The sequence below is a fragment of the Marinoscillum sp. genome, assembly GCF_965229915.1.
Lineage (GTDB): Bacteria > Bacteroidota > Bacteroidia > Cytophagales > Cyclobacteriaceae > Marinoscillum.
Window position 1 is genome coordinate 876,906 of record NZ_CBDDJZ010000001.1, and the last position, 17,978, is coordinate 894,883.

19 protein-coding genes are annotated in these 17,978 nt (G+C 44.9%); 8 read left to right on the forward strand and 11 right to left on the reverse strand.

The annotated features are described in order from the left end of the window. Positions 1-27: 27 nt before the first annotated feature. From ACO067_RS03740 to ACO067_RS03765, 6 genes are all read right to left on the reverse strand, one after another. Positions 28-648: a Uma2 family endonuclease gene (locus ACO067_RS03740; RefSeq protein ID WP_421870961.1), complete on the reverse strand. Its 621-nt coding sequence runs from the start codon at positions 646-648 to the stop codon at positions 28-30. 4 nt (positions 649-652) lie between these two features. Further along, positions 653-1,276 (reverse strand): Uma2 family endonuclease, encoded by a 624-nt coding sequence (locus ACO067_RS03745; protein ID WP_421870963.1) that lies wholly within the window; start codon positions 1,274-1,276, stop codon positions 653-655. A 4-nt stretch (positions 1,277-1,280) separates the two neighbouring features. Further along, a complete protein-coding gene (locus ACO067_RS03750; protein WP_421870965.1) occupies positions 1,281-1,907 on the reverse strand; it encodes a Uma2 family endonuclease in 627 nt (208 codons plus the stop codon). A 39-nt stretch (positions 1,908-1,946) separates the two neighbouring features. Beyond that, positions 1,947-3,155 (reverse strand): DNA polymerase IV, encoded by a 1,209-nt coding sequence (dinB, locus tag ACO067_RS03755; protein ID WP_421870967.1) that lies wholly within the window; start codon positions 3,153-3,155, stop codon positions 1,947-1,949. A gap of 58 nt (positions 3,156-3,213) precedes the next feature. Continuing rightward, entirely contained in the window at positions 3,214-3,618 is a 405-nt protein-coding gene (locus ACO067_RS03760; RefSeq protein WP_421870969.1) for a hypothetical protein, read from the reverse strand. 118 nt (positions 3,619-3,736) lie between these two features. Further along, a complete protein-coding gene (locus ACO067_RS03765) occupies positions 3,737-4,165 on the reverse strand; it encodes an FKBP-type peptidyl-prolyl cis-trans isomerase (RefSeq protein ID WP_421870971.1) in 429 nt (142 codons plus the stop codon). A gap of 474 nt (positions 4,166-4,639) precedes the next feature. Between ACO067_RS03765 and ACO067_RS03770 the strand changes: the two genes are divergently transcribed. Beyond that, positions 4,640-5,044 carry a hypothetical protein gene (locus ACO067_RS03770; protein ID WP_421870973.1) on the forward strand — a complete coding sequence of 135 codons (405 nt, stop codon included), beginning with the start codon at positions 4,640-4,642 and terminating at the stop codon, positions 5,042-5,044. A gap of 45 nt (positions 5,045-5,089) precedes the next feature. On the opposite strand, the gene ACO067_RS03775 is transcribed toward ACO067_RS03770, so the two are convergent. Beyond that, the gene (locus tag ACO067_RS03775; protein WP_421870975.1) at positions 5,090-6,064 is read right to left on the reverse strand and encodes a polyprenyl synthetase family protein; all 975 of its coding nucleotides are present in this window, start codon (positions 6,062-6,064) and stop codon (positions 5,090-5,092) included. A 129-nt stretch (positions 6,065-6,193) separates the two neighbouring features. On the opposite strand from ACO067_RS03775, the gene ACO067_RS03780 reads away from it, so the two are divergent. The 5 genes from ACO067_RS03780 to ACO067_RS03800 all read left to right on the forward strand — a co-directional run bounded on the left by ACO067_RS03780 (position 6,194) and on the right by ACO067_RS03800 (position 13,116). After that, positions 6,194-7,090: a PhzF family phenazine biosynthesis protein gene (locus ACO067_RS03780; RefSeq protein ID WP_421870977.1), complete on the forward strand. Its 897-nt coding sequence runs from the start codon at positions 6,194-6,196 to the stop codon at positions 7,088-7,090. Positions 7,091-7,176: 86 nt separating this feature from the next. Further along, entirely contained in the window at positions 7,177-8,856 is a 1,680-nt protein-coding gene (locus ACO067_RS03785) for a 1-acyl-sn-glycerol-3-phosphate acyltransferase (protein WP_421870979.1), read from the forward strand. Further along, entirely contained in the window at positions 8,834-9,889 is a 1,056-nt protein-coding gene (locus tag ACO067_RS03790) for an NAD(P)H-dependent glycerol-3-phosphate dehydrogenase (RefSeq protein WP_421870981.1), read from the forward strand. The genes ACO067_RS03785 and ACO067_RS03790 overlap by 23 nt, the downstream gene beginning before the upstream one ends. Positions 9,890-9,998: 109 nt before the next feature. Further along, complete coding sequence (locus ACO067_RS03795; RefSeq protein WP_421870983.1) at positions 9,999-12,359, forward strand: endonuclease; 2,361 nt, start codon at positions 9,999-10,001, stop codon at positions 12,357-12,359. Positions 12,360-12,468: 109 nt separating this feature from the next. Further along, on the forward strand, positions 12,469-13,116 hold the full coding sequence (locus tag ACO067_RS03800) for a hypothetical protein (RefSeq protein WP_421870985.1): 648 nt from the start codon (positions 12,469-12,471) through the stop codon (positions 13,114-13,116). On the opposite strand, the gene ACO067_RS03805 is transcribed toward ACO067_RS03800, so the two are convergent. Beyond that, complete coding sequence (locus ACO067_RS03805; protein ID WP_421870987.1) at positions 13,106-13,858, reverse strand: LytR/AlgR family response regulator transcription factor; 753 nt, start codon at positions 13,856-13,858, stop codon at positions 13,106-13,108. The two genes, ACO067_RS03800 and ACO067_RS03805, sit on opposite strands and share 11 nt — an antisense overlap. Next, the gene (locus ACO067_RS03810) at positions 13,855-14,889 is read right to left on the reverse strand and encodes a sensor histidine kinase (RefSeq protein WP_421870989.1); all 1,035 of its coding nucleotides are present in this window, start codon (positions 14,887-14,889) and stop codon (positions 13,855-13,857) included. The genes ACO067_RS03805 and ACO067_RS03810 overlap by 4 nt, the downstream gene beginning before the upstream one ends. A 97-nt stretch (positions 14,890-14,986) precedes the next feature. Here ACO067_RS03810 and ACO067_RS03815 point away from each other — a divergent pair, with 97 nt between their 5' ends. Next, a complete protein-coding gene (locus ACO067_RS03815; RefSeq protein WP_421870991.1) occupies positions 14,987-15,391 on the forward strand; it encodes a DUF1761 domain-containing protein in 405 nt (134 codons plus the stop codon). Positions 15,392-15,542: 151 nt separating this feature from the next. On the opposite strand, the gene ACO067_RS03820 is transcribed toward ACO067_RS03815, so the two are convergent. After that, complete coding sequence (locus ACO067_RS03820; RefSeq protein ID WP_421870993.1) at positions 15,543-16,529, reverse strand: LacI family DNA-binding transcriptional regulator; 987 nt, start codon at positions 16,527-16,529, stop codon at positions 15,543-15,545. A gap of 127 nt (positions 16,530-16,656) precedes the next feature. Here ACO067_RS03820 and ACO067_RS03825 point away from each other — a divergent pair, with 127 nt between their 5' ends. After that, positions 16,657-17,445: a TIGR00266 family protein gene (locus tag ACO067_RS03825; protein WP_421870995.1), complete on the forward strand. Its 789-nt coding sequence runs from the start codon at positions 16,657-16,659 to the stop codon at positions 17,443-17,445. Between the two features lie 6 nt (positions 17,446-17,451). Here the strand turns inward: ACO067_RS03825 and ACO067_RS03830 are convergent, their stop codons facing one another. Continuing rightward, entirely contained in the window at positions 17,452-17,871 is a 420-nt protein-coding gene (locus tag ACO067_RS03830) for a hypothetical protein (RefSeq protein WP_421870997.1), read from the reverse strand. Positions 17,872-17,978: the final 107 nt, after the last annotated feature.

Below are 17,978 nucleotides of genomic sequence, written 5' to 3' on the forward strand. Positions count from 1 at the left end.
CCTGATCGGATGACTATCTCATATTCACTATTCTATCCCTCCGAAAACCTCCGATAAATCCAACTTCAATCCCGGCAATACTTTAGATGTCACCACATCCTCTTTCACAAACTTGCCCTGGGAAACGTACTTTCCATTTTGCAGTTCATAGATTTCTAAAACTGCTTCACCAGGATACACGACCCAGTATTCCTTCACTCCATGCTCTTCATAGAGTTGGTGTTTTTCATTCAAGTCTTTAGAAGCGGTAGAAGGTGAAAGGATCTCCACAATCAGATCTGGTGCTCCTTTGCAGCCTGCATCATCCAGCATAGTGTGGTCACAGATCACACAAATATCTGGCTGAACTACCGTAAACGTTTGATCGTCGGGATCGCCGGGTTTGTTTGGGAAACGAACATCAAATGGAGCTTGATATACTCTACATTCTTGCTTCTTTAAATACGTATGAATAGCTACAAAAATATCACCACCAATTTCTTGATGTGACCTTTTTGGTGCTGGCGACATACGAAACAACTTCCCTTTGATCAACTCCACACGTTCCTCAAACGACCAGCGCAAGTAATCGGCATAGGAGTAAGTAGCCTCAGGCTCCAGTACCGAGATATCGTCAATTTTAGGTTCCTTGTGTTGATACTCTGCCATCCGCTTATCCTTTTACGTCTTCAAAAACCTCCGATAAATCCAACTTCAAGCCTGGCAATATTTTAGAAGTCACAACATCCTCTTTCACAAACTTGCCCTGGGAAACGTACTTTCCATTTTGCAGTTCATAGATTTCTAAAACAGCCTCACCTGGGTACACTACCCAATATTCCTTCACATCATGCTCTTCATAGAGTTGATATTTTTCATTGAGATCTTTAGAAGCGGTAGAAGGTGAAAGGATCTCCACGATCAGATCCGGTGCTCCTTTGCATCCTGCATCATCTAGCTTGGAGTGATCACATACCACACAAATATCTGGTTGCACCACGGTATAAGTATGAGCATTAGGGTCTTCAGAATTTTCGGGAAAGCGTACGTCAAATGGTGCATAATATACCTTGCATGACTTCCCCTTCAAAAAGTAAAGCAGCTCTCTTGCGATAGCAGAACTAATGCCCTGATGTGATCTTCTGGGTGCTGACGACATACGAAACAACTTCCCTTTGATCAACTCCACACGTTCCTCAAACGACCAGCGCAAGTAGTCTGCATAGGAGTAAGTAGCCTCAGGCTCCAGTACCGAGATATCGTCAATTTTAGGCTCCTTGTGTTGATACTCTACCATCTGCTTATCCTTTCACGTCTTCAAAAACCTCCGATAAATCCAGCTTCAAGCCCGGCAATACTTTAGATGTCACCACATCCTCTTTCACAAACTTTCCCTTAGAAACGTACTTTCCATTTTGCAGTTCATAGATTTCTAAAACTGCTTCACCAGGATACACCACCCAGTACTCCTTCACGCCATGCTCTTCATAGAGTTGATATTTTTCATTCAGGTCTTTAGAAGCGGTGGATGGAGACAATATCTCTACAATCAGATTCGGTGCTCCTTTGCATCCTGCATCATCCAGCTTGGAGTGGTCACAGATCACACAGATATCTGGCTGAACAACCGTAAACGTTTGATCGTCGGGATCGCCGGGCTTGTTTGGGAAACGAACATCAAAAGGAGCCATATAGGACTTACACTTTTGACCTTTCAGTACATTATAAATTTCATTTCCAATAACCATACTGATTCCCTGATGTGATCTTCTGGGTGCTGGCGACATACGAAACAACTTCCCTTTGATCAACTCCACACGCTCTTCAAAGGACCAGCGCAAGTAGTCTGCATAGGAGTAAGTAGCCTCAGGCTCCAGTACCGAGATGTCGTCAATTTTAGGTTCCTCTTGTTGATAAGAAGCAGGCATAAGTAGTTAAAGTTAACTGTTTTCTAATTGATTTTAAAGCTACTGACGCCTGTTGGCCAGCAGTGGCGGTGGCTCTCCGGTAAATGGATTCCAGCGTCCGATGGTCTTGGCTTGCATACCTGAAGCGCGCATTACTGACCGATCGCCATACTTGTCCCGAATGTGGTCCATTGCATGGTATAAATTGAGCTGTTCTTCGCTATCATCAAACAGGTCTATCTGGTAAAACCCATTGACCAAATCACTCATCCGCACTCCGATGAGCCGCACCAGTAGCCGTTTATTGTAGAGCTTATCAAACAACTCCAACGCCCGGGGAATCAATACATGATCAGCCGCCGTGTAAGGAATTCGGGATTGTAACGTGTAGGTGTTAAAGTCTGAATACCGAACCTTCACAGTAAGGCAAGCCGTCAACTTCTGTCCCCTTCTGAGCTGAAAGGCCAGGTTTTCCGTCATGGCCGTCAGAATGCCTTTCAACTTACTCACATCAATGGTATCCCGATCAAACGTACGCTCCGTGGAAATAGACTTCCGCTCCGAATAGGGAATCACTTTGGAGGGATCAATCCCATTGGCTTTGCGCCAGATCGTCATCCCATTGGCTCCGAATGCACGCCGCATCAAATCAATGGACATCTCCTGAATGGTGTGGATCTTGCGCACACCCAGGCTTACCAGCTTGGCATAGGTCTTATCCCCCACCATCGGTATTTTCTTCACTGAAAGCGGTGCCAGAAATGCTTTTTCATGACCATACTCAATCCGCATCTGGTTGTTGGGCTTGGCTTCATTGGTCGCTACTTTGGAAACGGTCTTGTTTTCTGACAGCCCAAAAGAAATCGGCAACCCAGAGTGCTCGATGATCTTGCTACGAACTTCATTGGCCAGCTTCCAGGTGCCATGAAACCTATCCATGCCCGTGAGGTCCACATAAAACTCATCGATAGAGCTCTTTTCCAAAACGGGAACAGACTCCTGCAGGATATCCGTCACAATTCGTGAATGCTTGGTGTAGTCCGCCGAATTTCCCCTCACGATGATCGCCTCTGGGCAGAGCGATCTGGCCAACTTCATGGGCATGGCGGAGTGAATACCAAACTGCCGGGCTTCATAACTACATGCTGCTACCACTCCCCGATCACTCGTCCCTCCGATCAGCACTGGCTTGCCAATGAGCTTAGAATTCTTCAGTCGCTCCACCGAAACGAAGAAGGTATCCAGATCGAGATGTAGGATCGAGTTCATCCTACAAATCTAATTATTTTAGTATTTAACTAATAATATTAGCATTAAAATAACTGCATTAATTATCGTCGGCAATTGCCAGATTCACACTGCCACCAAAATCATCCAGGGTAAGCTCTAAAGCAGTAGGTCTAAACGCAGGAAAATCGCTCAACACCATGCTGGAGGAAACTTGCTGGCGATACACCTGGGAGGAGTCTTCGTTGTAAATACTCAGCAAAAGAGATCCGTTTGAATAATCAGCTATCACCAGAGACATCACAAAGGAGGCAGAGTCAAAATTCAGTGAAGAATTCATCTGCTGGGAAAATTCATTGGCTCGAATCACATAGGAGAAGGCATTGGGAGTGTTGGCCGTGACGGGAATGTTCTCTACCAACTCCACATCCATATCATCTAGCTCAGTAGGGTCCACACAGCTAAAAACAGCCAGGGATAAACAAAGAATAAGTATATTTTTCATGGCAAGTAATGGAGATCATATTCTTAAGAGCCGGACAACTCGTAATTAGTTGGAAATCAGCAACAAAAAAAGGTCAACCTGGTGGCTGACCTCTTCATTTCTTGTATCGATTTCTCAGTTACGCAATCTCAACCAACTCAATCTCAAAGATCAAATCCTGTCCTGCAAGTGGGTGATTTGCATCAATAGTAATGTTATCATCTGCCACTTCCTGTACGATCACATGTGTTTGCTGACCTGCCTGATTTGTTGCTACCAAAGTCTGACCTGGCTCTGGTTTCATATCAGCTGGGAGGTCCGTTCTTGGCACCTGCTGAATCAGCTCGTCATTTCTGTCGCCATAAGCCTCTGCACACGGTATCGTCACGGTCTTCTTCTCACTCACCTCCATACCATTTACGGCCTCATCAAATCCCTTGATCATCTGACCACCACCTACTGTAAACTGTAGCGGGTCACGCTCTAGAGATGAATCAAATACTTGTCCGTTAGTAAGCTTTCCTGTGTAATGAACCTTTACGGTATCATTCGCTTTTGCTTTACTCATAGTTTGTTTATTGATTAATAAATAATGATTTCTGTTTGCCAGATAGAGTCACTAGGCACTTCGCACTTTGACGAATTCAATAGAGTATAACACCTGACAGGGATTCGATCACCCCCATTTGAAACGCAAAGTTAATAAATACCACTTAAGTACCTGAGTTATTCACATTTGTGTTATCATCAGTAGGGTTTTAGCGATGACAACTTCTACCGCGAGGATCAAAACAAGGCCATCGTCAAATTAAGCGTAAGCGGAAATGGGTATTACAATGAACTCCTAGTTGGATTAGTAGATGGAGCCACTGAAGGTCGTGATGCGCACCTGGATGCCAGAAAGCTAGATACTGACTATCCTCTTTCAGTTCACTCCTACATTGATGGTGAAAAGTATGCCATACAGGGACTGCCAATGATCACAACCGGAGCGATCACAACAGATCTCGATATATCAACCGTTGAAAATACCAAATTGAAAATGAAAGTACAGCAACTTGAAAACATTCCTTCTGGAATAGTGGTCATGTTGACCGACAATCTTACAGGGTCAGCGTATGAGTTAACAGATGGAATGACTATCCCTGTCAGTTCGCACACTACGGATCAAGACAAGAGATTCACATTGACTTTCGCTTACAAGGATGTGTTGGCAGCACAGTTGCCGAGTAGATTAAAGCTTGCTGGAGAAAATGGCGAACTCAAAGTACTATACCCGATCGATGGTCTACATGCAGTTACTATCTACACACTTGATGGTAAGGTGATTTACCAGAGTCAGGAGAACTTTCAGGAAAATCAGGCCATCATATATCCACGTATTCGAGCACACCAGACCTATATTCTGAAAGTCGCTGATGAAAGCTTAAAATTTGTGATGAACTAAATATGTGGTGGTGGACAGAATCCCTGAAAGCAATGTCGGGGATTTTTATTTAGTACGATCTATCGTAAACTGAACAAGTTGTTTCAGCGATGTTCGGTATTCTGTATCGGGTAATTGAGCGAGTAAGTCATTGGCTTTGGAATGATAATTTTCCATCACCTCCGTGGCGTATTGGATACCTCCCGAAGCTTTCACAAAGTCGATCACCTCGTTGACCAGCTTAGGCTCATCTGCACTTCGCTTAATCATCTTAATGATACGCTTCTTTTCGGATCTACTCACCTGATTAAGCGCATAGATCAATGGGAGCGTCATTTTCTTCTCTTTGATATCGATACCAGTAGGCTTACCAATCTCAAAAGTGCCGTAATCAAATAGATCATCTTTGATTTGGAACGCCATCCCTACATTTTCTCCAAACTGAGTCATGAGATCTTTCACTTCCTCGCTCGCACCAGCCGAAGAAGCCCCCACTCGACAACACGCTGTAATCAAACTAGCTGTTTTCTGGCGAATGACTTCATAGTAAATATCCTCAGTAATATCCAGCTTACGTGCCTTTTCCATTTGCAGTAGCTCTCCCTCGCTCATCTCTTTCACTGCATTGGAGACAATTTTGAGAAGGTCAAAGTCGTCATTATCCAAGGAAAGCAATAAGCCTCTAGATAGAAGAAAATCTCCCACCAGTACAGCAATCTTATTTTTCCAGAGAGCATTGACAGAAAAGAAGCCTCGACGATAGTGTGAGTCATCCACCACATCATCATGAACCAGGGTGGCAGTATGTAGCAATTCAATAAGTGATGCACCTCGGTAAGTAGACTCCTGAATCCCTCCAGCTGCCCCAGCGCTTAGAAAAACGAATAACGGACGCATCTGCTTACCTTTCCGGCGTACGATATAGCTCGTGATTTTGTCCAGAAGCATCACATTGCTACGCATGCTTTTGCGAAACTTCTGCTCAAATTCGGACATTTCTGCCGCTACTGGAGCCTGTATATCGTTTAGTTTGAGTGGCATAGAATTAAGGATTGCAATATTAACACCTCCTATTGGCATTACAAATGCTTTTTATCGTTACTAAACTTTTTGTCAGACTGAAACTGTTTTCTAGATTTAAGAAAAAAATCAATATACCAGTAGTAATTAATGAATCAAGCGCCCTATTTCCTGTTGGACGTATTTACAGCAAAAAAGTACGGAGGCAACCAATTGGCTGTCTTTCCGAATGCCAGTAAAATCAACAAATCTCTTTACCAGTCAATAGCAAAAGAACTGAACTTATCTGAAACCGTATTTCTATTCCCTCCCAAGGATTCTGGAAATTACAGCATGCGGATATTTACTCCGGGCAAGGAATTGCCCACTGCCGGTCATCCCACCATTGGGACCGCTTACTATCTCACGCGTGAGCTAAGTCATCAGGCCAGCGGCACTCAAAAGATCACGCTGGAGCAGCAAATCGGGCCAGTAGATGTCTATATTCACTATCAGGACAACCTACCAGACCTAATTACCATGCACCAGCCCCTACCTACCTTCGGGCCACGTCATGACGACAAGCGTGACGCACTCGCAGGACTATTGGGACTGGAGAGCAGCGAGCTTGCCGATGCACCCATACAGGAAGTCTCTTGTGGTAATAACACTTTGTTGGTGCCTTTGAAGTCAGTAGATTCTCTATCAAAAATACGGTTAAAAACGGATCAATGGATCAGTATGAAGCCTAGTTTTGGAGATGCCTTGCTATATGTCTACACACTCACCGATGTGAAAGGTGGAGAGGTACAAGGCCGGATGTTTGCACCAGAAATCGGCATCCTGGAGGACCCAGCCACAGGATCGGCCAATGGTCCACTAGCCGCATACCTTACTGAGCATCAGTTGCTAAACATGCCCGCAACCAGCCTGCAAGGATATGAGATGGGTCGTCCCAGTCAGATTTACTTGGATACTGAAAAGAATAGTGATAATACCTTCGCCAAAGTAACAATTAGTGGTAAATGTGTTTATACTGGTGAGGGCATACACTTCCTGGATTTGTAGTGAATAGTATCGAAACTTGTTTTGGTATTAATCCAGTAAATTGCAACCTGTTATTGACTAGCTTTAGTTAGATACATTCCCATTGAATGAGAAAAAAAGAGAAAGTAAGGTATTCTGAAATCATTCCACGCACCAAGCAATGGCCTATCGTGCAGCTTTCCAAGGATCGGAAAGCCTTCATCGAAGAGGTCAGTCAGGAATCTTTTGAGAACCTGAAGCAAATCACCCGCGGCAGATCACTTCGTGAAGAACTGGAGATGACCGTATACCGTGAAAAACTGCGGATGAAAGCAAACCCATGGAGGGTAGATCCAAAAGACGAAAAACCTTTCTGGAAGAGCATCCAAGATCGCCTGGTAGAAAGCACCAACTTCCCGGCAGCAGATGCCAAAGCTGTGGAAGAGCAGCTCCTCTATGAAATCATCCACCGATACGCAGAGGAGATCTCTGGTAACTTCAAGAAAAACTCTTACCGGTTTGCCAGGGCATTTATCACTTTTGGTTTTGCTCGATTGCTGAATGCTACCCGGGTGAAAGGTTTCACCTCCATGTTTAGTCGACAGCTGGATCTGGATGACAAAATCCACATCGTAGGAGAACCTGATCACATCCGGGCACTCGCCAAAAAAGGAACTGTAGTGATGGTTCCTACACACTTTAGCAACCTGGACTCTATACTCATTGGCTGGGTGATCCAGTTTCTGGGCTTACCTGCCTTTATTTATGGTGCAGGGCTCAACCTGTTTAATCTGAAGATCTTCGCCTACTTCATGAACAGCCTTGGTGCCTATAAGGTAGACCGAAGAAAGAAAAATCCAGTGTACCTGGAAACTCTCAAAACCTACTCCAGCATGGCACTTAGGAGAGGTTGTCACAGCTTGTTTTTCCCGGGAGGTACCCGATCCAGGTCCGGACAAATTGAAAAAGCGTTGAAGCTTGGTCTTTTGAGCACCACTATTGAGGCGCAACGCATCATGTACCAGAAGGAAACGAAAGAGCAGGAAGCTCGAAAGATCTTTATCGTGCCGGTAGTCATCAACTACAACTTTACTTTAGAAGCTCCTGCCCTGATCAACGAACACTTGAAAAGAACTGGTCAGGAGCGGTATTACAAAGAGGCTGATGAGTTCACCACTTCTTATAAGATTGCCACCTTCCTTTTCAAGTTTTTCACCAAGGGATCTAACATCTCTGTGAGCATTGGGAAGGGTATGGACATATTGGGCAACTATGTGGATATGGAAGGTAACAGCCTGGATAGCACTGGCAGCATCATTGACCCTAAGGATTACTTCATCTCCCAGGGAGAGGTCAATGTAGACCACCAACGGGAGCAAGAGTATGTGCGTATCCTTGCCAAGCGTATCGTAGAAGAATATCATAAATACAATCGAGTCTTCGCTAGTCATCTGGTGGCCTACACCGCCTTCAAAATGATGGAGCGAAAAAACCCAAAACTGGATCTCTATAATTTGCTTCGATTACCCGACGAAGACACTTCTATAGATTATAGAGAATTTAAAAAAGCCTGGAAAAAACTCCGCAAGCGAATTTTAAAACTGGAAGGTAAAGGCAAGGTTAGTGTTGCTGAACACATGAAAGTCAGAGCCAATGAGGCTATTGAACAAGGTGTTGAGAACCTGGGCATGTATCATGCACAGCGACCACTGGTCAAGCGAGGAGACAAGATCATCATCCAGGATATGAATACGCTGTATTACTATCATAACAGAATGGAAGGCTATGGTCTCGAAAAGCACATCTAACAAACCCATAGGCGTAATAGGCGCGGGCAGTTTTGGAACAGCGGTAGCAAACATACTGGCTGAGAAAAACCAAAATGTGCTACTCTATGCACGTACTCCTGGCAAGGCGGAAGCAATCAACGAATCTCGAACGAGCAATGGTTATCCGCTGCACGAGCACATACAGGCCACACATGATCTGGAGCTGGTAGGTAGATCCTGTGATGTGATCTTCCCGGTGGTTCCATCGGCCAATTTCAGGGAGATGATGAAAGACCTCTCCCCTTACCTGAAGCCTTACCACATTTTGATCCACGGGACTAAAGGATTTGATCTAAATGTGAATCGCAGTAAGATAGATGAACATAATCCACTTAGCCGGGAGCATGTTCGCACAATGAGTGAAGTCATCAAAGAAGAAAGCTCTGTAGTGCGCGTTGGCTGCCTTGCTGGCCCCAATCTTGCTCGAGAAATCAGTGAGAAAAAACCGGCAGCCACAGTAGTCGCCAGCCATTTCGACGAGGTGATTCGAGTCGGACAAAGCCTTTTGAGAAACGATCGTTTCCTGATCTATGGTAGCAATGATCTCATAGGCATTGAGCTTTGTGGTATTCTGAAAAACATCATCGCCGTAGGTGCTGGAACGATCGCTGGTCTGGGTCTGGGAGAAAACGCCAAGGCACTGTTTATCAGCCGCGGGTTGGTAGAAATGGTGCAGATTGGCAAAGCACTTGGAGGTAATGCCCAGGCATTCCTCAGCCTGGCTGGTGTCGGTGACCTGATGGCTACTAGTTACAGTAGTCTGTCCAGAAACTTCACAGTAGGTAATCGCCTGGCTAAAGGTGAAAGCATTGACGACATTCTGGAAACCATGGAAGAAGTGGCCGAAGGAGTAAAAACGATCAAAATTATCAACGAACTGGCACAGACCTACAGTGTAAGATGCCCAATCACCGAAACACTACACCGCATCATTCAAAAAGAAATGAGTGTAGATGATGCCCATCGCTACTTGATGAAGTTTCCTTTTAGAGCAGAAATTGATTTTGATTAAATCCTAACAAAAGCTTAACATCTTCTAACGGTTTCAGGGCCTTACCCCTCTTTCAAATTCATTAAATTGGTGACGTATTTTTATAACCTAATTCAAAACGTCACAACTCATGAAAAAACTCACACTCACGTTTTGTATGGTTTGCTTTGTCCTGTCCATCCTGGCACAGGCGCCTGCAGGCTATTACAACTCTGCCAATGGTCTTACTGGAAATCAACTGAAGGCCGAACTCAACAACATTATTGACGGTCATACCGAATACAGCTACGGCCAATTGTGGGACATTCTGAAAGTCACAGATCGTGATCCCAGTAACAGCAACAATGTGATTGGTATCTATTCGCGGTTCTCTATGAATGCTGCCGCTGAATACGATGGTGGTGCTGGATGGAACAGAGAGCATGTATGGGCCAAATCTCGAGGAGACTTTGGCACCTCCAATGGCCCAGGAACCGACCTCCACCACGTCAGAGCTGAAGATGTCACTACCAACTCAGCGCGCAGCAATAAAGCATTTGATGATGGTGGATCTACCTATGTGGATACTGGTGGAAACTACTCTGGAAGCACACCAGCCAGCACCGACTCTGACAGCTGGTACCCCGGCAATGGTGTCCGTGGCGATGTAGCCCGGATGATCTTCTACATGGCTGTACGCTATGAAGGAGAAAACGGTGAACCAGACCTGGAACTCACAGAAGCAGTATTGCCCAACACCGACAAACAACCCATTCACGGTGTGCTTTCAGTTTTGTTGGACTGGCACGCACAAGACCCAGTATCCACAGAAGAGATGAACCGAAATGATGCCATCTTCAGCTATCAGGGAAATAGAAACCCATTCATTGATCATCCAGAGTATGTAGCTGAAATCTGGGGCTCAGGCTCCGGCGGAGGTGGTGGAGGTTCTACTTGTTCCGACACTGAAGTAACATTCACTTTGGTCACAGATAACTACCCTGCTGAGACAAGCTGGACTCTGGAAAAGGGTGGAATAGAAATTGCATCTGGAGGCGGGTACTCCAATGCCAACACAACCTTCACTGAAGAACTATGCCTGTCTGATGGGACCTACGACTTTACCATCAATGACACCTATGGCGATGGCATCTGCTGCTCCTATGGTAATGGATCCTTTGACTTTTCAGATGCTTCTGGTTCATTGATCAGTGGTGGTCAGTTCAGCTCATCGGAGACACAGTCATTCACCATTGGGTCTGGTGGTGGCGGTGGCAGCACGACTGGCAATGTCATCATTTCTGAGTATGTAGAAGGCTCTTCTAACAACAAGGCGATCGAAATTGCTAACCTGGGTAGTACATCAGTTGACTTATCAGCTTATTCGTTGAAAAAGCAGATCAATGGAGCTGGCTCGTGGACTTCCGCTCTGAACTTATCCGGGACACTGGCAGCACAGTCCACCTATGTCATCGTCTACTCCAGCGCCGGCAGCACCTTGCTAGCCAAGGCTGATCTCACCACTGGAAGTTCAGTTATGACCTTCAATGGAAACGATCCAGTGGGACTTTTCGAAAATGATGTGTTGACAGATATCGTGGGAACGTTCAATGGTGGTTCGGGTAACTTTGCTCAGAATGTGACACTCAGAAGAAATGCTTCAGTAACAGCTCCGGCCAGCACTTACAGTTCCGCAGAGTGGGCCAGTGCAGCTCAAGACTCTTTTGACAATCTGGGTTTCCTGACAGGTAGTAGCTCTGGTGGTGGAGGCGGTGGTGGTAGTACCATGCCAACAGGCTACTGTGCATCTCAGGGAAATAATTCGTCTTACGAATACATCTCCAACTTTAGCCTCGGATCAATATCCAACAGCAGTGGTAATGATGGTGGCTATGGAGATTACACCAATCTATCTACTATCCTATCAAAAGGTGCAAGCTACAGTTTCACACTTACACCGACCTTCCCCTCTGGAGCATATGACGAGTATGTGCGGATCTGGGTAGACCTCAACAGAGATGGTGACTTTGGCGATTCAGGAGAGCTACTTTATACCAGTGGAGCCATCCAGTCTACTCTGAATGGAAGCATCACCGTTCCGAGTACTGCGGCAACAGGCATCACCAGAATGCGAGTAAGCATGAAGTGGGATGCTACAGCCACATCTTGTGAAAGCTTCGGATATGGAGAAGTTGAAGACTATGCTGTGGAGCTAGTAGGCAGTGGGTCAAGAATTGGTGGAGCGAATGAGTCCCTGGAGGCATTAGGCGCTGAAGTTTACCCTAACCCGGCCTCTGAATATGTACATATCAATCTGGAAGTACCTAGAGACGGAATGTATCAGCTGCAGCTCGTTGATCTGCAAGGGAAATCAGTCTGGAAGACTGCAGTCCATGTAGAAGGTGAATTGCTCAAGACCGACATCAAGCTCAACGATCTGGAGCAAGGAATGTATTTCTTGAAAATCCATGGTCAGGATCAGACCTATCAAAGCAAATTAATCATCAATTAGTGGATATATCCACAGTTGATTCAATCAAATACAATCTGGAAAAGCCCGCATTTGCGGGCTTTTCACATACTAATTACTGGTATTGCCGTTAGGAAATAAACCTAACAGCATGAAACACTACACTCTCCAATTATGCGCACTTCTCGCAATTTCTTGTACCGAAACTGACCGAGAAGAAATTCCTTATCCGATTCTAATTGACTATGATGAAATCAATGATTACCAGACCTCCGAATTCATGAATCTAGAGGTAGGAAATTATTGGGTTTACGACTGGTATGTCGAAAATGAAGCAGGTAAGCTGGAATGGTGGAGAACTGATAGTACCTATGTGGCAAGTACTCGTAAGGTTGGCAATCAAACTATTTACCTTGTAGTGAATGACACTAGATCCGTTTTTGGTTCGCCTGGATCTAACTCGAATTCTTTATTTGATTCGGCAAATGTCATTTATTCTTATCCCGAGAGAGAAGTGATGTTAACGTTCAGTTCCGAAGGAGTAGAAACGTTTTTAAATACTCCAGTCCCTTTACCGATTCACTATGAAGTAGAACGAGGTGAACTTTCACTGAGCGTACCAGCCGGAAGCTTTGAATGTATTAACTATCGTGGTAGCTACATTCACCCAGAACGTGGAGTTGATTTCACTGACAATTACTATTCAAGAGGAGTTGGGTTAATACAGCAGAATACTCAATTCCAGCACAATGGTCAAAAGGTTTTTAGGTATCTGATCCGGTATGGCTCTACCGACTGATCCATTCTTTAAAATCACTGGCCTTTTCCTGACTGACAGTTACCACTTCTTTGGTCGGTGGTGTTAAATCTACCAACAGTTTGCCTTTGCCATCTGATGTAAACTTATCTATTGATCCAACTGAAGCTAATACCGCTCGATTGAGTCGGTAAAACTGATCGGGTGACAGAGATGCTTCTAAGTCAGCCAATGTCTCATCTACAATAAGCCGCAGACCAGCAGCTGTCACCAGAAAGGTCACCTTATGCTCTGAAAAAAAGTATTGCACTTCTGCTAAAGGAATGGAAGAATAGCTAGCTCCTTTGCGAACCAGAACTCTTTGTCGGTAGCTGGTGGTCATTCCCTGGAAAGAATCAATCAATCGGCGGATGTCTTTTTGAAAATGAGCCTGTAACTGATCAAACTTCGCCAGTGCCTGTTCCAGCTCTTTTTGCTTGATTGGTTTTAGCAAATAGTCAATTCCATTCTGTTGGAAAGCCTGTAGGGTATACTGATCAAAAGCAGTGGCGAAAATAACCGGAGCATTCACACTCACATGATTGAAGATGTCCAGGGATAGTCCGTCATTGAGTTGGATGTCGAGAAAAATCAAGTCAAGAGTTGGTTGGTTCCTGAAGTGAGTAACCGCCTCACGAATACTCTGCGCAGTAAAGACTACCTCCAGGTCACTTCGAATCTTGCTCAATAACGAGATCAGTTGCTCTCTTGCCGGGATTTCATCTTCGATGATGGCTACTTTCATACTTCCAAATACGGTAATTTCACTTTAAACTCCTGCTCACTCTGCTCCACCAGCACTTCTTTGCCTACTACCAGTCGGTAGCGCTCCTTTAGATTTCTCAATCCTATTTTCGAGCTATTCTTTACCGCTTTTACCTGCAGGTTATTCGTTACCTCAATCCAACCGTTTTGCAGCACCAATCGAATATCCAGTGGCTTTTCCTCATTGAATTCATTGTGCTTCACAGCATTTTCTAAAAGCAACTGCAAGGAAATGGGTGACAGCAGTTTATTCTCCTCCAGGCCACCGGAAGCCACATGAAACCTGACGCCCAATCCAAATCGGATCTGCATGAGTGTGAAGTAGTTATTGGCAAACTCTAGCTCTTCTTTCAAAGTAACCAGCTCTTTTTGCTTGTTCATCAGGATGTATCGGTAGACATCTGATAGGCTTTCATTGAACAGTAATGCCTTGCTCTGATCATTCTCGATGAGATATGATAAGGTATTCAAGGAATTAAACATGAAATGCGGATCGATTTGACTTTTCAGCGCTTCTAACTCAGACTCCACCTTGGCTCTTTCCAGTTGTTCGAAATGAACCAGGTCTGATTGTCTCTCTTTGATCAGAAACACCGTCTCGTACGCGTGAGTGACGAAAATCACACAAATCACATTAGCCAAAGTCACGAGATTCACCACATCCCAATCTACCGGTCCTACACCTGATAGCACATACCACCCATAGATCAACCCGATGGTGACTGGCGCTGTGTAAAATACGTTAGCAGCCACGAGTATGGTCAGTTTTCTGACCGGATTACTGAACCAGTTCATGTTTTCACGCTGCTTAAAAAGCAACCACCTGTTGCCTTGCCAGATCACCCAGGCAATGAAAATGAAGTACAAATAGCCTCCCCAGTACATCCAGTCGGATGGTCCCAACTCGCCAAAGAGCCCAGTGAAATTGGGGATGGTCATACCAAAACCAGGTATACCAATCAGTCTGATTAAGCGATCATCAATTTTTGATAGATGGGTTGAGTTAGCCATTCTTTCAGTTCAGTAACGGAATCTTTGGTTTGAGTAAAATCCGTTTTCAGCATTAAAAATACAGCTTTAGCTTGGTAATCTAATCAACGACACACTTATGACAGATTTATCTCAACTCAATTATCTCGCTGTATTCGTAGCTGCGGTGAGCACTTTTTTACTCGGCAGCATGTGGTATGCTCCATTTATGTTTGGCAAAGCCTGGATGGCTGCCAACAATTTCACGGAGGACGACCTCAAAGGAGGAATGGCCAAAATCCTTGGCTCCGCTCTGATCCTGGAGGTAGTAATGGCATTTAACCTTGCCGCTTTTATTGGAACTGAAGCTGATGTTTCATTCGGGGCTATTGCTGGATTTGCAGCTGGATTTGGCTGGGTGGCACTAGGAATGGGCGTGACCTATCTTTTTGATCGCAAATCATTCAAACACTGGGCCATCGACGCAGGATACCATACGGTAGCTTTCACGATGATGGGTGCTATTTTGGGTGCGTGGCATTGAGACTTATAGCTGCTCTGTTTTAGGTTTTAGGTTCTATGTTGCTCTCAAATCCGGAGCCTAAAACCCAAAACTTATTTCCTAAAACCTAAAACTTATAACTAAAACCTAAAACCTCTCTCTTAAAGCCCAAAACCTAAAACACAAACCCCAACTACCTCGTCGATCCTCTCACGATGAGGTCGTTTTCTAGTTCCATTGGCTCCACATCCGTCTCGTTAATCAACCCGAGTAGCGTATGAGTGGCCAGAGCTCCCAGACGTTTGGTTGGCTGAACTACGCTAGTCAGTGTCGGGTGAGTGTACCGGCAAAGCGGACGATTATCAAATCCACATACCGAAACTTGCTCAGGTACTTTCAATCCTCTTTCATTGAAATAAGCTAATGTTTCTGCTGCGATCATGTCATTGTAACATAGGATGGTATCGATCGACTCATTCCAGTGAGTATCTAAAATCTGAGCAGTTCGATGCAGATCTTCCACATAAACTGTTCCTTGCAGTTTTAAGCTATTTTCCTTCAACACGGCCTCATATCCACCCAATCGTTGCCTGTTGTTTTCCAGGCTTTCAAACAAGCCAACATATAGAAAATTCTTTCCACCTCGATCGATCAGCTGCTTTCCAGCATTGTAAGTCCCATCAAAATCGTTGGTTTCAATAACAGGGTAGACATTCTGACGAATCACTCGATCAAACATCACCACTTTTTTGCCCATGTTGGCAAAGTCATCCAGAAAAGAGGTTTCTTCCGTCTCCTGAGTAACGGCAATCATCAGACCTTCCACATTACAGGCAATCAGTGACTTAACCAACTGCTGCTCTTTTTCTTTGCTTTCGTTGGACTGACAAATGAGTAGGTTATATCCTTCTGCTTCGGTTACTTCCTCTATTCCTGCAAATACCGAGGCAAAAAAGTCGTCACTGATATCTGGCACAATGATGCCAATCAGCCCGGACTTACTGGTGCGGAGTCCGCGGGCAGTGGTATTCACCTGATAGTTTAGCTTTTTAGCTACGGCATGTACCTTTTCTACCAGCTCCTGGTTACTCTGATTTTTGCCATTTAGAATACGGGAAACCGTAGATGTAGAAACGCCTAATGCAAGTGCTACATCTTTGATAGTTGCAATTTTTGACATGTGGGGCTTAACTCTTTAGGTTCACCACAAATCTAGCTGATTTTTAAGACCTCTGGCAATAACCTGCTCACGGTTAACTTCGTAAGCCACTAAGAATCTATTATGAACTACGTCTAAACCTAACAACATGAAATCACACGAAATAGACTATACGATCCACGGCAATGACATGCAGACAGTAGCTATCGAGCTGGATCCGGACGAGACGGTCATTGCGGAAGCAGGAACCATGAACTGGATGGACGGAGACATCATCTTCGAAACCAAGATGGGTGATGGCTCTCAACCTGACAAAGGCCTATTTGGAAAACTATTGGATGCCGGAAAGCGCGCTTTTACTGGTGAGTCCATCTTTCTCACGCACTTCACCAACCGAGGTGCTGGCAAAAAGGAAGTAGCCTTTGCCGCTCCGTATCCTGGTGCCATTATTCCTTTGGATCTGGCCGAAATCGGGGGCGAAATGCTTTGCCAGAAAGATGCCTTTTTGTGCGCAGCACTTGGCACCAGCGTTTCCATAGCATTCAATAAGCGGTTGGGCTCAGGTTTTTTCGGTGGTGAGGGATTTATTCTCCAGCGACTTAGAGGTGATGGCATGGCCTTCTTGCACGCTGGTGGGACAATCGTCAAAAAGGAACTTCGAAATGAAAAACTCCTGATCGATACCGGATGTATTGTGGGCTTCTCCCCTAGCCTGGATTATGACATCCAAAGAGCAGGCAACCTTAAATCCATGCTATTTGGTGGAGAGGGGTTGTTTCTAGCCACGCTTCAGGGAACTGGAACCGTCTATTTACAAAGCTTACCATTCTCCAGACTGGCCGACCGAATCATCGAAAATGCACCAAACATGGGTGGCCGCCAGCAAGGAGAAGGATCTGTGCTGGGTGGTTTGGGTAGGATGTTGGATGGGGATTAAAGTAGATCATGAAGGGTCCCTCAACTGAAGGACCTTAATTAAGGTGTCTATCTTGTCTTGAATCTGGTAAGGACTTTCCATTTTGAAATGTGTCCCGTTCTCTAATTGATACATTCGCTCCAGAAACAGTAGAAATAAGTTTGAATCCAAATTCCCTTGATTTGCTGCATCTTCAAAAACCGGAAAATAATGGTGCCTTAATGCTTGATCAGTGGAGTGGTGAATGACCAGACAAGGAACATTGGCCGCTTGGGTTCCTACAACCTCAGCTTCCGGGTATCCGAACTTTTCCAGAAGTAACTTTACACGGTATTGATTTTCAAGATCCGTGTATTCAATCAATTTCCATATCTCTGAGTATTCCCTGGAATCCTGCCCAAATTCCGCAACGATACTAGACTCCAGCTTTCTGAACTTCTGATCCAATTCAAATATCTTTTCGAGATAGACTTATAAATCCCCTCTCTCTAGATTTTCAACCTCCTGCCGTATGGTGTCCTCTTCCATACCACCGCTGCGCTGTTGGCAACTGA

Coding starts and splice junctions, on each gene's coding strand:
- ACO067_RS03740 (WP_421870961.1), bottom strand. CDS start 648: ATGGCAGAGTATCAACACAAGGAACCTAAAATTGACGATATCTCGGTA.
- ACO067_RS03745 (WP_421870963.1), bottom strand. CDS start 1,276: ATGGTAGAGTATCAACACAAGGAGCCTAAAATTGACGATATCTCGGTA.
- ACO067_RS03750 (WP_421870965.1), bottom strand. CDS start 1,907: ATGCCTGCTTCTTATCAACAAGAGGAACCTAAAATTGACGACATCTCG.
- dinB (WP_421870967.1), bottom strand. CDS start 3,155: ATGAACTCGATCCTACATCTCGATCTGGATACCTTCTTCGTTTCGGTG.
- ACO067_RS03760 (WP_421870969.1), bottom strand. CDS start 3,618: ATGAAAAATATACTTATTCTTTGTTTATCCCTGGCTGTTTTTAGCTGT.
- ACO067_RS03765 (WP_421870971.1), bottom strand. CDS start 4,165: ATGAGTAAAGCAAAAGCGAATGATACCGTAAAGGTTCATTACACAGGA.
- ACO067_RS03770 (WP_421870973.1), top strand. CDS start 4,640: ATGAAAGTACAGCAACTTGAAAACATTCCTTCTGGAATAGTGGTCATG.
- ACO067_RS03775 (WP_421870975.1), bottom strand. CDS start 6,064: ATGCCACTCAAACTAAACGATATACAGGCTCCAGTAGCGGCAGAAATG.
- ACO067_RS03780 (WP_421870977.1), top strand. CDS start 6,194: ATGAATCAAGCGCCCTATTTCCTGTTGGACGTATTTACAGCAAAAAAG.
- ACO067_RS03785 (WP_421870979.1), top strand. CDS start 7,177: ATGAGAAAAAAAGAGAAAGTAAGGTATTCTGAAATCATTCCACGCACC.
- ACO067_RS03790 (WP_421870981.1), top strand. CDS start 8,834: ATGGTCTCGAAAAGCACATCTAACAAACCCATAGGCGTAATAGGCGCG.
- ACO067_RS03795 (WP_421870983.1), top strand. CDS start 9,999: ATGAAAAAACTCACACTCACGTTTTGTATGGTTTGCTTTGTCCTGTCC.
- ACO067_RS03800 (WP_421870985.1), top strand. CDS start 12,469: ATGAAACACTACACTCTCCAATTATGCGCACTTCTCGCAATTTCTTGT.
- ACO067_RS03805 (WP_421870987.1), bottom strand. CDS start 13,858: ATGAAAGTAGCCATCATCGAAGATGAAATCCCGGCAAGAGAGCAACTG.
- ACO067_RS03810 (WP_421870989.1), bottom strand. CDS start 14,889: ATGGCTAACTCAACCCATCTATCAAAAATTGATGATCGCTTAATCAGA.
- ACO067_RS03815 (WP_421870991.1), top strand. CDS start 14,987: ATGACAGATTTATCTCAACTCAATTATCTCGCTGTATTCGTAGCTGCG.
- ACO067_RS03820 (WP_421870993.1), bottom strand. CDS start 16,529: ATGTCAAAAATTGCAACTATCAAAGATGTAGCACTTGCATTAGGCGTT.
- ACO067_RS03825 (WP_421870995.1), top strand. CDS start 16,657: ATGAAATCACACGAAATAGACTATACGATCCACGGCAATGACATGCAG.